Origin of the sequence: Thermoclostridium stercorarium subsp. stercorarium DSM 8532 (assembly GCF_000331995.1) — a bacterium.
Taxonomy (GTDB): domain Bacteria; phylum Bacillota; class Clostridia; order DSM-8532; family DSM-8532; genus Thermoclostridium; species Thermoclostridium stercorarium.
Window position 1 is genome coordinate 1733204 of record NC_020134.1, and the last position, 13491, is coordinate 1746694.

Annotated in this window: 10 protein-coding genes; 4 read left to right on the forward strand and 6 right to left on the reverse strand. The window is 42.8% G+C overall.

All coding sequences use genetic code 11. The features are described 5' to 3' along the window. Positions 1 to 70: 70 nt before the first annotated feature. Positions 71 to 982, reverse strand: coding sequence for a non-homologous end-joining DNA ligase (gene ligD, locus CST_RS07580; RefSeq protein ID WP_015359275.1), 912 nt, complete (start codon positions 980 to 982; stop codon positions 71 to 73). A 3-nt stretch (positions 983 to 985) separates the two neighbouring features. Further along, positions 986 to 1810: a non-homologous end joining protein Ku gene (ku, locus tag CST_RS07585; RefSeq protein WP_015359276.1), complete on the reverse strand. Its 825-nt coding sequence runs from the start codon at positions 1808 to 1810 to the stop codon at positions 986 to 988. A 246-nt stretch (positions 1811 to 2056) separates the two neighbouring features. Here ku and CST_RS07590 point away from each other — a divergent pair, with 246 nt between their 5' ends. Next, on the forward strand, positions 2057 to 2716 hold the full coding sequence (locus CST_RS07590; protein WP_242823534.1) for a zinc dependent phospholipase C family protein: 660 nt from the start codon (positions 2057 to 2059) through the stop codon (positions 2714 to 2716). A 252-nt stretch (positions 2717 to 2968) separates the two neighbouring features. Here the strand turns inward: CST_RS07590 and CST_RS07595 are convergent, their stop codons facing one another. Further along, entirely contained in the window at positions 2969 to 3394 is a 426-nt protein-coding gene (locus tag CST_RS07595) for a VOC family protein (RefSeq protein ID WP_015359279.1), read from the reverse strand. A gap of 422 nt (positions 3395 to 3816) precedes the next feature. Here CST_RS07595 and CST_RS07600 point away from each other — a divergent pair, with 422 nt between their 5' ends. Then, positions 3817 to 4245: a DMT family transporter gene (locus CST_RS07600; protein ID WP_015485025.1), complete on the forward strand. Its 429-nt coding sequence runs from the start codon at positions 3817 to 3819 to the stop codon at positions 4243 to 4245. A gap of 145 nt (positions 4246 to 4390) precedes the next feature. Here the strand turns inward: CST_RS07600 and CST_RS07605 are convergent, their stop codons facing one another. Continuing rightward, entirely contained in the window at positions 4391 to 5734 is a 1344-nt protein-coding gene (locus CST_RS07605; protein ID WP_015359282.1) for an MATE family efflux transporter, read from the reverse strand. 362 nt (positions 5735 to 6096) lie between these two features. On the opposite strand from CST_RS07605, the gene CST_RS07610 reads away from it, so the two are divergent. After that, positions 6097 to 7401 (forward strand): S-layer homology domain-containing protein, encoded by a 1305-nt coding sequence (locus CST_RS07610; RefSeq protein ID WP_015359284.1) that lies wholly within the window; start codon positions 6097 to 6099, stop codon positions 7399 to 7401. Beyond that, positions 7395 to 10976, forward strand: coding sequence for a DUF5704 domain-containing protein (locus CST_RS07615; protein WP_015359285.1), 3582 nt, complete (start codon positions 7395 to 7397; stop codon positions 10974 to 10976). Before CST_RS07610 ends, CST_RS07615 begins: the two co-directional genes overlap by 7 nt. A gap of 82 nt (positions 10977 to 11058) precedes the next feature. On the opposite strand, the gene araD is transcribed toward CST_RS07615, so the two are convergent. After that, positions 11059 to 11745 (reverse strand): L-ribulose-5-phosphate 4-epimerase, encoded by a 687-nt coding sequence (gene araD, locus CST_RS07620; protein WP_015359286.1) that lies wholly within the window; start codon positions 11743 to 11745, stop codon positions 11059 to 11061. A gap of 31 nt (positions 11746 to 11776) precedes the next feature. After that, positions 11777 to 13453, reverse strand: coding sequence for a ribulokinase (gene araB, locus CST_RS07625; protein ID WP_015359287.1), 1677 nt, complete (start codon positions 13451 to 13453; stop codon positions 11777 to 11779). Positions 13454 to 13491: the final 38 nt, after the last annotated feature.

The window sequence follows — 13491 nt, forward strand, 5'->3', positions numbered from 1 at the left end:
GATATTTGTAACCTGCTCTTGTTCAAAACACCATCCCCCCTTGTTGTTTTGCCGCTAAACTGACGGTTTTCTACTCCGTCTTCTCATCGGTAAAACCCACCAAAACCGGATGTCTCAAGCTTCCGTTTTCTTCCCGCTCGATAAATGAGACAATAACTTTAAGAACCGGTTTTACCCAAATCACATCATCGCTTTTTACGTTTCCGTACAAACCTGCCGCATCTGCGGCAAGCTGTGGAAGAACATTGAAAAGGGTTATTTTGTCTTTATCGGATAAGCCCGACGATACGTTTCCGACAGGCACAAGTTTCCCGTCACGGTTTTCCGCAATAACAAGGGATTTAACCCTGTAATCCTTTACTTTGACCCCGCACACCGTTGCGGTCATTTGCTTTATTATTTTCGTTTTAAACCACATTTTATGTTTTTTCCCGCCGATATAAGGGCTGTCGGCTTTTTTTGATACAATGCCCTCCATGTCCTTTTCCTTCATTATTGAAAACAGAGCTTCTCCATCGGAATAATCGGAAACAGCCTGAACATTGCCATTGCTTTTTAACGTTTCATCAAGCATTCTTTTTCTTTCAAGCAGCGGAAGCACCCTTAAATCCTGACCTTCTTTACACAGTATGTCAAAAACCATATACCATACAGGATATTTTTCGATGTACTGTCTGAGCCTATCAATTCTACTAACTCTGTCCCTTGCCATAATATTATGAAATGAAGGTTTTCCGTACTCGTCCGGTACTATCAGTTCGCCGTCCAGTACCACCTGTTTGCAATTCAGATCTAAAATTTCCTTTGTTATTTCAGGGTACCACCGGGAACGTTCACGGCCTCGTTTGGTAAACAGCCTGACATTATTGCCGTCTTTATATGCCAGACATCTTATTCCGTCCCATTTTACCTGGTGAATCCATTGGTCTCCCTTCATTATAGTATTTGTAAGTATGGGCTCCATCGGCTCGAACCAATCCATATCCTACACCGCTTTTCCGGCGGTTTTCTTTCTGGCACCGCTCTTTGCGGGCTTTTTCTTGGCCGCCTCCTGTAAACTTGCCTTTAAAGCTTCCATAAGGTCGATTACATTTTGTTTAGGTGCTTCAGGCGCAACTTTTATTTCTTTGCCTTCCACCTTCTTTCGTATTAATTCGGTTAAAGCTGTTTTGTATTCATTCGTGTACTTTTCAGGCTCAAACTTTGTGGTAAGACTTTCTATAAGCTTTACGGCAATATCCAGTTCCTTTTCGTTTGTTTCGGTCACTTCGGGAAGCCCGGGTATTTGTTCTGCAGGACGTACTTCGTCGGCATAAAACAGAGTTTCCATCACCAGAGCGTTTTTATATACCCTGAGGGCCGCAAGGGTTTCCTTTGACCTGATTGTAACCCTGGCTATTGCTATTTTGCCGGTGTCGCTCATAGCCCTCCGTAAAAGGTTATATGCTTTTGCACCTGTTTCTTGCGGTGATAAATAATATGTCTTGTCAAAATAAACGGGATCTATTTCGGAAAGATTTACAAAATCCAGAATTTCAATATTTTTACCCCCGGATGAGCCCTTTGCCGCTTCAAAATCGGCATCGTTTAAAATAACAAAATGACCGGGTTCATACTCAAAACCTCGGACAATGTCATCCTCACTTACGTCGGTATTGCACGTAGGACAGAATTTTTTATAATTTATCGGTGTATTACATACTTTGTGCAGGTATCGGAACTTTATGTCCCTGTCTTCTGTTGCGGTGAACATCCTGACCGGTATATTCACAAGCCCAAAGCTAATCGCTCCCTTCCATACGGTATGCATTGACTTCCTCCTTTCGGCTGAACAGCCTTTTCGTATTTATCTGTTCAAACATCTTTAGTTTAAATAACCTGCAGCGGTTTTATACAGCATGAAATGTCCTGAAAGATAATTGTTTTCATTCACTTTAAACAAGCAAATAATTTTGTTTTGCATAACAGAAATAATTGTGATAAAGTAAAATTGTGGAAACATAACAGGGTTAAAACACATTTGAAACAGAGAGGATATCATGTTATGCCGTTTCATATGACACATCTGCACATAGCCAAAAATATATACAGAGCCTTGCCTGAAGCAATTGAGAATTTACCCCAGTTCTATCTTGGGAATATAGCCCCCGACGCAATACACAACAGAAAAGGTTACAAATCCGATTATAAGAGAATTTCCCATTTGTGTGTCGGGGATGCGCCATGGGGAATGGCTACAAATAACGATGAATGGATCGGAAATGTGCTCAAATTTCTTCAAAATAACAAAAACTCAGAAAACCGTGATTTCATACTCGGCTATTGCTGCCATGTTCTTTCGGATATATTCAACAACATTGCGGTATGGACACCGTTCAGACTGAAATATCCCGAAGAGTTTGCAAAAGGTTATGGAGGATTATATCATCAGGAATCTGAAAAGGTTGATATAGAATTGGGCTTAAGGGAAGAAAACAGGAATGATTTCTGGGTTCATCTTGAAAAAGCCGAACCGATAGACCTGGATAATATTGTGTCTGCCGAAGAAATAGGAAAACATAAAGAAAATATATTGCATAACTGGTATAAAAACAAAAAACACCAGGATTTGTCCGAAAATAAGCTGGTAACGGTTGAAAGCACAATGAAGTTCATAAAAGACGCGACTGATTTTATTATTGATAAAATACTCTACTTTGTCGGAGATACCTGTTAGCTTTTCCAAATGAACAAAAAACAGCCTTTGAAGCAGCAACCTCAGTAATTTTTTTCGGAAATAACAAAATAAAGCGCCGGCTTAAACAACACTCCGGCGCCGGGAAATTATGTAAATTACTTGTCTTCCAATTTTTCAGATATAAACTTCGTCCTCATTATAAGTTTCACTGTCGCATAAAAATTTCTTTCCTTAAGGTTTACCATCACCACAATAAAGGCCGGACGGAAAAACTGTTATATCAGTGGTATATTATAACAGCGCAAAACTATCGCTTTCGATAAGGGATTTCATCTCGCATAAACAAAACGGATGGCCGGCCGGGTCAAACATAACGGTCCATTCATCGGAGAATTGTTTTTCACTGACTTTCGCTCCGCACTGGATTGCGTGCTGAACTGCCTTTTCCAAATCATTTACCGCAAAGTCCAGATGAGCCATTTGCTGTTGGGCTCCCGGTTCTTCCGGCCATACAGGCGGCACAAATTCGGGATTCCGCTGAAACAGCAGACATGGGTATTGTCCTTGTTTTTTCCCCGGAGCAAGTACATATGCCCAATCCTCATTAATAACCTTAGCCTCCCAGTTCAGCAGAGCCGCATAAAATTTTGCCAGCGCATGCGGATCCTTGCAATCCAGCGTAAAGGAATACATTTTGATTTTAATTTCATCATTCATAATACTCAATACCTCCCAAAATAAATCTGCCGGTTGGAAGTTTTTGAAAATGCATCTTTCACAAAGCATTTCATCAATGATTACGGGGCTTGCTTAAACGCACATTTTGGGCCGGAATTGCTCTCTTAATTATTAACTGTGAGCGGTTATGTTAAGTATGTCTTCATGGTAAGTATATTTTTGGCTTAAGTCAAGTACCGGTTACAAATAATAACGATACTTATGATACAATACCAATGCATAAATCTACAGCATGACAAGTTTTTTTAAATACCTTTTCCATTGCCGGAATATGCCGGCAAACTAAAGGCAATAATATATTCATACCGGGGATATGCCATAACAGCGCCCCGTTTAAAATCAAAAATTTCCTGAATCCAGTTTTGTAAAACATATTTTAACTCTAAAACGGAGGAGATTATTTGATTGGCATTTTATTAGGCTTACTTGCAGGATTGTTAATGAGTGTCCAGGGTGTTTTCAACACCCGCCTGATGGATTCTTCAAATATGTGGACAACAAACAGCTGGGTACATTTAACGGCTTTTATAACCAGCATAGTCATCTGGTTTTTCTCGGGCCATGAAAATTTGCTTTCTATATTTCAGGTCAGCAATAAATTATACCTGTTAAGCGGCATCATAGGCGCCCTTATTACATTTACGGTCATAAAAAGCATATCCGATCTGGGACCTGCATATGCCACAATGCTGATTTTACTGGCGCAGCTTGTAACATCCTGCTTAATTGAAGTTTTAGGCCTTTTCGGCACCGAAAAAATGTGCTTTGAATGGAGCAAACTGATAGGGGTTGCGCTTATGATCGCCGGAATAATAGTCTTTCAGAAATAAAGAATTCCGGAAATTATATTCTTAAGCTAAAATTCTGACACAAAAGATAAATATCTCATCACAAAACACAACTGAAATGCCGGTAAGTGGCTTTCAGCCAAAACGCACCGGCATTTCAGCGAGAATAATCACTTTTATCGACGGCTTAACATAATTTCTTTTTAAGCTCAAAAACATACCATAACGTTAATACTGTTCCCTTAAAAATGCTGGAAATGCTGATAGCCCACCAGATCCCGTTCAGGCCGAGTCCTGTGGCTGACAAAAAGAGAGCACCAGGGACGCGTAAAATATTAAACACGATCCCTGTAATTGAAGGCGGCAATGTTTTTCCTATTCCGTAAAAAGCTCCTGCTGTAGTTATTTCAATGCACATAAACAACTGTGAAAATCCAAGTATTCTGAGATACTGAACTCCCAGCAATACCGCTTCTTCTTCCTTAATAAAGATTGAAAATAAAGGCCCTCCACAAAAGATCAGCAATACCGAAGCAAATATCCCTATACCGGACACAATCGCCATTCCCGCCATATATGCTTTTTTTACCCTTTCCCATTTGTTCGCTCCGTAATTTTGCCCGGTAAAAGCGCACATGGCACTTTCGAAGCCTCCTGCGGTCATCCATGATATTGCCTCTATCTGCGAGCCAATGTTTTGGACCGCTATTGGAGTTGCTCCCCACTGCGCAATAATTCTTGCCAGCACCATACCAATCACTGAAAAAAATCCGTTTTGTAAAGCCGTCGGCAGCCCAAGCCTGACAATCGTCTTGACAAGAGAGAAATCCGGTTTTTGAAAAAGAGCGATCTCCGAAAATATTAAAGGAGTTCTTTTGGCTTTTATAATAAAGATAAAAGTAGAAATCATCTGTGAAAATACCGTAGCCAACGCCGCACCGATCACTTCCAGCCTTGGGAACGGCCCAATTCCCAGAATTAAAAAAGGGTCAAGTATAATATTTGTTACAAGACCGACAGTATTAACAACAAATGGAGTTCTACTGTCTCCATACCCGTTGAATACAGCGGTAAATACCGGATTTAAAAAATAAAATACAAAACCGCATGAAACAATAACCAAATAATTAATTGCATCCCGAATTATCTTTTCTTCTTTCAGGTTAAAGAAACCGATCATTTCTTTGCGAAAAACAATCATAATAAACCCGTACAAAATGGCAAGGCATACAGCAATCTGAATGCTGTGCTTAATATATCTTTTAACCTCTTTTAATTCATTCTTGCCTGTGGATTGAGCAACTCCAACCTCTGCCCCTATTTTCGGTATTAGGACAATAGCACTGGCAAGCCATGTGAAAAAACCTGCCGTTCCCACTGACGCCACTGCTTCAGTACCCATTTTGCCAACCCAGAACATATCAACAAAACTGTAAGCGACTTCGGCGAAACTTGTGCCTATAATAGGAAGAGCCAGCCTGAATAAAGTTTTTGTAATAGATCCCTCTGTCAAATTATAAGTCTTTTCCATTCTGTATCAAACTCCCGGTTTACCTTGCAGTCTTCAATGAAAACATAATAGACATTATAGAATATTTTAAATAATAACGGAAGTACGAGGATAAACATATAAATAACTCTTCCTACCAATTCAACAGAAAGCCGTTGCGCAGATTAAGCTCAATTGACACTATAAAACGTACCAATACACTGACAAAAATGCAGTTTATGCACAAAAATATGCATTTTATGCAAATATGTTGACATTCTTCAAATTAGCAAATATTATATTAACAAATATTGTATATTCATCTTTAATTTCCATTTTTGTTTATTTTCGTTTTTAATATTGGCGTTCTGCTGCTGCAAACCTTATTTCAGGGAGTGAAAACGATGAAAACATTCGCAAAAAAAATTGCAAGGCTTATCATAATTTCTTTGGTTTTATCGGTCTTACCCATGCCCGAAAATCATTCCGGTATAGGATTTCCTGAAATCATGGCACCCGCCTTTGCGAACGCGGAAGAAACAATAAGCTTTTCAGACGTGCCCAAATCTGCGTGGTATTACGACGACCTACTATTCATCATGAAAGACAACAGAAAAATTTTCGAAGGGTACCCTGACGGTACCTTCAGGCCCCATGAACCCCTTACCGTCGACATGTTCATTAAACTGATTATCACAATAATGGGATATAACCTTCAGAACGGCGAAGAATACTGGGCTACGACGTATATCAAAAAGGCCATTGATGAAGGGCTTATCATCCCCTGGCAGGATTCTCATCTGACATTTGTTACAAAAGATGACCCATACGCGGGATACAAAAGGCCCATAAGCCGCGGGGACATGGCACTGATTGCAGGAAGGGCCATGGATAAAATCATTAAAAATCCCGATTACAGGGATCAAGTTGCAGTGGCAAGCCTGATAAAAGATTATAACCTTATACCGCCGGATATAAAATCCAGCGTTGTGAAGTTCTACGATTTGGGTATTTTAACAGGCTACCCTGACGGTGAATTCAAGCCAAATAATTATCTGACCCGTGATGAAGCGCTGGCAGTCATAAGAAGGATAATAGACCCGTCGGCAAGGAAAAGACCTGAACTGCCAGTTGCGGCAAACCCGACTCCGACACCCATACCTGTCAGTAAACTAAACCGCCCGCCCAAGAGAGATTTGGGGAACGGTGTAGTGGAAGTGGAAGGAATAAAATTTGATCCAAAAACAGATATAGTCAATAAGTCCAATGGTGCAATGGGAATACTTAAGGCTGAAGAATTCGTAGACGTATTCTTAAAATATCTGAAATTTTATGAGCATGAAGGCAAAGCCCGCGTTAGAGGATATATTCCTGAATTGCCTGATGGATATAAGTGGGTAATTGGAATATATTATTACATTGAGGGTACGGATGACAGAGGATTAAGCCCAGGAACCATTTCAACGCATAAAGACGCAGCCCCTGAAAAAAAACTTCCTGAACCAGGCAAATCATTTGATGTGCCGCTTTATACAAGTAAGGATAGAATAGAATCCATAGCTTTAGTATTTGAAATTCACACTGTGGATAAAGCAACCGGTGGCAGAATTTTTATATCTCTAACGCTAAACAGGTATAGCAGATATGATTCCGAAGGAGGGCATTCTTTGGTCACCGAATTTGATCCCAGGGGGTTTTTTGAATGGTAAAAAAACTATTTTTTTCAATACTGGTATTAGTATTTATTTTCCCCTTTTCCTGTACTCTTTCCTACTCGTCAAAAATTGAACCCTACTTTAGTGAAATACTTACCGGCTCCCCACCTGATAATATTGGTGAATATATTGCTGATAGAGGTGGCTGGATATTAATTGAGTTTTGGCATTATTCAAATAAATATTGGAAAGTGACGCTTGCTTCAGAAGATGACATCAAGGAAATAATTATATATGATAAAGAAGCGAAAAATATTTTATGGGCAGATATTAATTTTCTCAAAGAAAAAGTATATAAACATAATTTTATTCTTGAATTTAAAATACACCATCCTCAGGAGGTTTTAAATGCATTAGCACACGGAGCGAAAATAACTCCTGTCATGAACATTGATATCGAAACCCTTAAATATTCCGACAAATATACAATAATTAAAAACTATTTTAATTATGAAAAACTTCCGCCAGAAATGCCATCAAATTTACCCGAAAAACCTATATATGCAATGTACGATAACTATATAATTATAAAGGCCTTGCCGAATTTTTTCTGCGAAGCCGGAATAACAATACAAGACAAACTTTATTTCGGCTACCCACATCCTATCCCCATCGTTCAAACCGGTTTCGGCAGCCTCGGCTATGCGATGTTCTACAACAATAAAGCCGAAAAACCGGGCACCAAAGCGGGTGTCGCGTACTCTCCCGATCCTTTTTACGGGAGCAGATACACCATTCCGTTTCACATGATTGAGGACATATCCGGCAAATTAAAGGAAAATTTCTTAGTTACCGTAAAAGAGGATACAGAAAGAATAGATGAAAAAAGCGAAATACTTAACATAGGCCATGGGACCTTTGCCAACGCCGGTGCAATTTCAATCCGTTTCTGGTACCCGATAAGAATTGACTATTACGCACAATTCCCAACAACCGTTACCCCTACACCCACACCTTCGCCTACGCTGCCGCCTCCCCCGCCCGAACGTAACCGGGACATCACCGAAAACCTCACACCTGTAGTCAACTCTTCAATGGACGAAGAAGCGGCTGCCGTTATCGCGGCAGACGACAGAGGCAATGAAAAGTTCGATGTCGCCAAGGGAATTCCCGTACGTGAAAATTTGTACGTTAACATCAAAACCAGGGAATACCTTTACGACCTAACCTTTACCAAACACTCCTACACCGATACCGAAACTGTGTATGCCAGAAAAACATACCACCTTTCATGGAGGGAAGACCACGGCAGGTATGAAACCACCTACTGCGGTTCAGGCACGTTCTACCATATACGCGGTACATACTGTGAGGATTCCGACGGCGACGGAATAAATGACACCTGCCCGGGCCACAAGTACTCAGGGTGCGTTGATTCTGACGGCGACGGCGAAAAGGATTCATGCCCCGGCCACGATACATGGGTTTCGAACTGGGTGGATATGTCCGACACGGTGGTTGTATATTCAGAGCCGTACACTTTAACCCGCGGCTATTCCTACTGGACTGTTGACGCTTTTGAAGCGTTTATCCCTGAAAAAGTAACGGTGGAAAACGCCGCATTGCCTGGCGGGAAAGTGACGATACCCCAAAACGGAATACCCGTTCCCGAAATCACTTTGTCCCACAGCAACAGTATACCTGCCCATGTTTTGAACAATCCCATATCCGACGCAATAGAGTCAGGCACTCTCGTGTATGACCATACCGTCGGTTCATATGTCATAGACCTTGGAACCGAACACATAAACGGCAGCACCTCCAGGCCGTCGGTTCCGGACATAAAAAACCATGACAAAATCATCGAAAGGGCGATACCGCAATATCACACCAAAAACGACCTGTTAATATTCAACGGCATGACAATAATGGATGATACAGTCTCCACCAGCGGGAAAGCCCCTGAACCTTCGGCTGTTCCCGAAAGCGTTATATGCCATGAAAACGCCTTCTACGCAAAAGGCCTTACAATCCCGGACAATACTCTGAACGGCGTTCATGAAAGCAAAGGGACAATTACATACAGAAGGCTTGCCGAAACGGTAAACCCGAAACGGCCTGAAAAAATAGAAATACCCATCTCCCCTATAAACAGCGTCAGGGTGCACACGCCTGTGGTCTGCAGTTCGGGCGTGCTGGACGACGTAAAAAACGACCAGACGCTCAATCCCGACAGGAGCCGTTCGGCCCTCGTTCTGGGAAGGCCGTCCCGAATCAGGATTTTCACCGTCGGCAATCACCTGAATATCAAAGGCTACAGCGAAAACCGGCCTATGGACTGCAGAAAATACACCCGTGACAGGCAGGTGCGTTTCCCGTTCGATGTCTACATTGGTACCGACAAGCCCGACAACTCCCGCTTTGTCCCCGCAAACACCTGGTATTCAATACCCCTCGACGAGGCATATGACGAAATAAACATCTACATTCCCACATGGGTACCCGAAGGGGACTATGAAGTCGAGTTCAGGCAGATAGCGGTAAATGCCCCCGATTTAAACACAAAAGAATACCTTGCCAATCTCAATATAAACAACTATGTGGCGGTGCGGAACAGTCCCGTCCGGGTCATTGGCAGGATATACGGGTTCAGGGTTACCGGCATAGCCGACAAGCTTTGGGAAAATGTATTCCGGAAAAGCAAAGGCACCTCCGGGCATACGGGTAACTGCTATTACGTCGGAACCAGGGACGAAGAAGGAAAAGACCGCGGGATAAGCCCTTTGTTTACCCTTCCTATTCTTGAGGGAAGCCACGCCGTTTACAAAAACCGCGGCGCGTTAAAAACAGGTTATACTTTCAGGTTCGACCTTACCACAGTGGGTTGTTATTACGGCGACAATGACCATATAAGCATAATCCCCGAGTTCTATTACGTCAGAAAGGACGGGACCGGCCGGCAGAAAGTGGATTTATGGTATCATGAGGAATTCAGCGGCAAAATGAATTACTTTGTGAAAATAGAACCCACGGGCAGAAACAGGGATAATCCGAAGTTTATGAAGCTGGGCGATATTTACCGCGACGTTCCCGAAGAAGAAATAACAAACACCGCGCGGATACTTGGGCTAAACGCTGATATGTTCAGGAACAGGCTGTCGCCCATCGGCTGGCTCGACCGGATAGTGCTGTCGAAGTACCAAAGGACGCTTACGGGCAATACGGAAAACCTACCGCCGGGTGTGAATGCCGACAGGGTGCTGCAATCGGTTCAAAGATGGTATGGCGAATATTACATTCCCAATGATGTTTATGCGGCGCCTGCAGGATTCGACGTGGCCGAATACGGGAGGAAAAACAACGGGCTTACGGGCAGGGAAAGTTTCTGGCTAAAAGACGGGTACATAATTGTGAATTTCAGGATAGAAACAATAAAGAACGGAGACTTCGACAGCCCTGTGTTAAGCTACTGGGGTGCGCAGCATTGCAATATGTTTGAGCGGGAAGGCTTTTCGCATACAAAGACAGACTATTATGGAGCAACCTTTGAGCTGAAGGACGGGGATATTGTATTCTATGATACCGACAAGCGTTCAAGCGATGATTACAGAACAGGCGGAACACATTAAATTTTAAGGAAGAAATAGGTTGCATAATACGTCATTTGTTAAAAAATTAAGGAAGCAGAGGTCCCCTCTGCTTCCCTTTTCATTACTGGCCGTAATAAGCGTTTGCGCCGTGTTTTCTGAAGAAATGTTTATTCATAAGCACCGTGTCCATAGGCCCGATTTTTGGATTTAACATTATTGTATTAAATGCCATTTTGGCAACTTCCTCAAGAACAACTGCATTGTGCACCGCATCCAGCGCATCTTTGCCCCATGCAAAAGGCCCGTGCATGTTTACAAGCACCGCGGGTATGTCCATGGGATCTTTCCCTGAGAATGTCTCCACAATGACATTTCCGGTTTCTTTCTCATAATCGCCGTTAATTTCCGCAGGAGTCATTTTTCTTGTGCATGGTATCTCACCATGGAAATAATCGGCATGAGTTGTTCCAAAAGCCGGTATTCCCATCCCGGCCTGGGCAAAGGAGGTAGCCCACGGTGAATGGGTATGCACAATTCCGCCGATATTCCTGAACGCTCTGTAAAGTACGAGATGGGTGGGTGTATCGGACGAAGGTTTCAGGTTCCCTTCCACCTTGTTGCCGTCCAAATCCACCACAACAAGATGTTCTTTTTTCAGCTCGGAATATGGCACTCCGCTTGGTTTTATAACCACAAGGCCCGTTTCCCTGTCTATTCCGCTTACATTTCCCCATGTAAATGTCACAAGGCCATGTTCTGGCAACGCCAGGTTTGCCCGTAAAACCTGTTCTTTCAGTTCGTCAAGCATATTATCGCCCCTTACAGAATATTAAGTTTAGTTATGATTTTGAAACGCTCTTTTTTATTTCTTTCAAGCGCTTCATAACGTCATTCTGGCCCCTGCCGAAGTAATCATGGAGTATTTTGTATTCCTGATAAAGTTTCTCATAAACAGCCACGTTTTCCGGGATTGGTTTGTATACCTTATCCAACACCTTTGCCATAACTTTCGCAGCATCAACAATGCTGTCAAAACCACCCCTTGCAGAACCGGCAGCCACTGCCCCGAACATCGCTGATCCCAGTGCCGGAGTCTGAGGTGAAGCCGAAATTCTTATTTCCCTGTTCGTAACATCTGCATATATCTGCATCATCATTTCATCCTTCTGAGCAATACCGCCGGCGGCATACAGCTCGTATATCGGAACACCATGTTCCTCGAAATTGTCTATTATCATTCGTGTTCCATACGCCGTAGCTTCAATTAATGCTCTGTAAATTTCCTCGGGTTTTGTAAGCAGCGTACATCCCAGAAGCATACCTGTCAGATCCACATCAACAAGAACGGAACGGTTTCCGTTCCACCAGTCCAGAGCGAGAAGACCGCTCTCTCCGGGTTTTAACCTGCTTGCTTTTTCTCTCAGAACCTTATGTATGCTGACTCCGCGATCCCTTGCCTCTTTTTTGTATTCCTCGGGAACACAGTTTTCAATAAACCACTGGAAATGGTCGCCGACACAGGACTGACCGGCTTCGTAGCCCAAATACCCGGGTATTATTCCGTCTTCAACAACACCGCATATGCCGGGAACCATCTTTTCTTCAGTTCCGAGGAGCATATGGCATGTGGACGTGCCTATTATCATCAGCATTTTTCCCGGTTCGGTAATTCCCACCGCAGGTACGGCTACATGGGCATCAACGTTACCAACCGCCACGGCGGTTCCCGGCCTGAGTCCGGTTAATTTAGCAGCTTTTTCGGTAATTTCCCCCGCCTTTGTTCCTATCGGGTAAATATCCCTGCTTAACTTTTCGTCAACAAGGTTTTCCAGCCTTGGGTCCAGTGCTTTAAAAAATTCCTTCGAAGGATACCCCATCTTCTTATGCCATATTGCCTTGTATCCCGCCGTACAACTGTTCCTTTTTTCCACACCGGTCAGCTGGAGTACAATCCAGTCGGTTGCTTCAATAAACCTGTCAGCAGCTTCATATATTTCAGGAGCTTCATTTAATATCTGCCATATCTTCGGAATCAGCCATTCTGAAGAAATCTTCCCGCCGTAAAGCTGCAAAAATTTCTCACCGCGTTCCTGCGCAATCTGGTTCAGCCTGTTGGCTTCATCCTGTGCTGCATGGTGTTTCCACAGCTTTACATATGCGTGCGGTTGTGTTTTATATTTTTCATCAAAGCACAAAGGATTGCCTTCCTTATCAATCGGAAGCATCGTGCAGGCCGTAAAATCAATGCCTATTCCTATGACATCGTCGGGTGATACGCCTGACTCTTTTAAAACAGCCGGAATGGTTTCAGCCAATACATCGAGGTAATCCTGCGGATGCTGCAGAGCCCAGTCCGGTTCAAGCCTTACGTTGCCATAAGGAAGATATTCGTCCATAACGCCATGCGGGTATTCCTTTACAGCGGTTGCAATTTCATTGCCGGTATCGACCTCCACGAGAACTGCCCTTCCCGAAAGTGTTCCAAAATCAACACCTATGGCATATTTTTTTGCCATAAACAACCCTCCGTTTCATAAATTTTATATCAAGGCCC

Bases quoted from the DNA above. Each gene is read 5' to 3' on its own strand.
- ku (WP_015359276.1), bottom strand. From the start codon at position 1,810: ATGCATACCGTATGGAAGGGAGCGATTAGCTTTGGGCTTGTGAATATA.
- CST_RS07615 (WP_015359285.1), top strand. From the start codon at position 7,395: ATGGTAAAAAAACTATTTTTTTCAATACTGGTATTAGTATTTATTTTC.
- CST_RS07590 (WP_242823534.1), top strand. From the start codon at position 2,057: ATGACACATCTGCACATAGCCAAAAATATATACAGAGCCTTGCCTGAA.
- araB (WP_015359287.1), bottom strand. From the start codon at position 13,453: ATGGCAAAAAAATATGCCATAGGTGTTGATTTTGGAACACTTTCGGGA.
- ligD (WP_015359275.1), bottom strand. From the start codon at position 982: ATGGATTGGTTCGAGCCGATGGAGCCCATACTTACAAATACTATAATG.
- CST_RS07605 (WP_015359282.1), bottom strand. From the start codon at position 5,734: ATGGAAAAGACTTATAATTTGACAGAGGGATCTATTACAAAAACTTTA.
- araD (WP_015359286.1), bottom strand. From the start codon at position 11,745: ATGCTTGACGAACTGAAAGAACAGGTTTTACGGGCAAACCTGGCGTTG.
- CST_RS07595 (WP_015359279.1), bottom strand. From the start codon at position 3,394: ATGAATGATGAAATTAAAATCAAAATGTATTCCTTTACGCTGGATTGC.
- CST_RS07610 (WP_015359284.1), top strand. From the start codon at position 6,097: ATGAAAACATTCGCAAAAAAAATTGCAAGGCTTATCATAATTTCTTTG.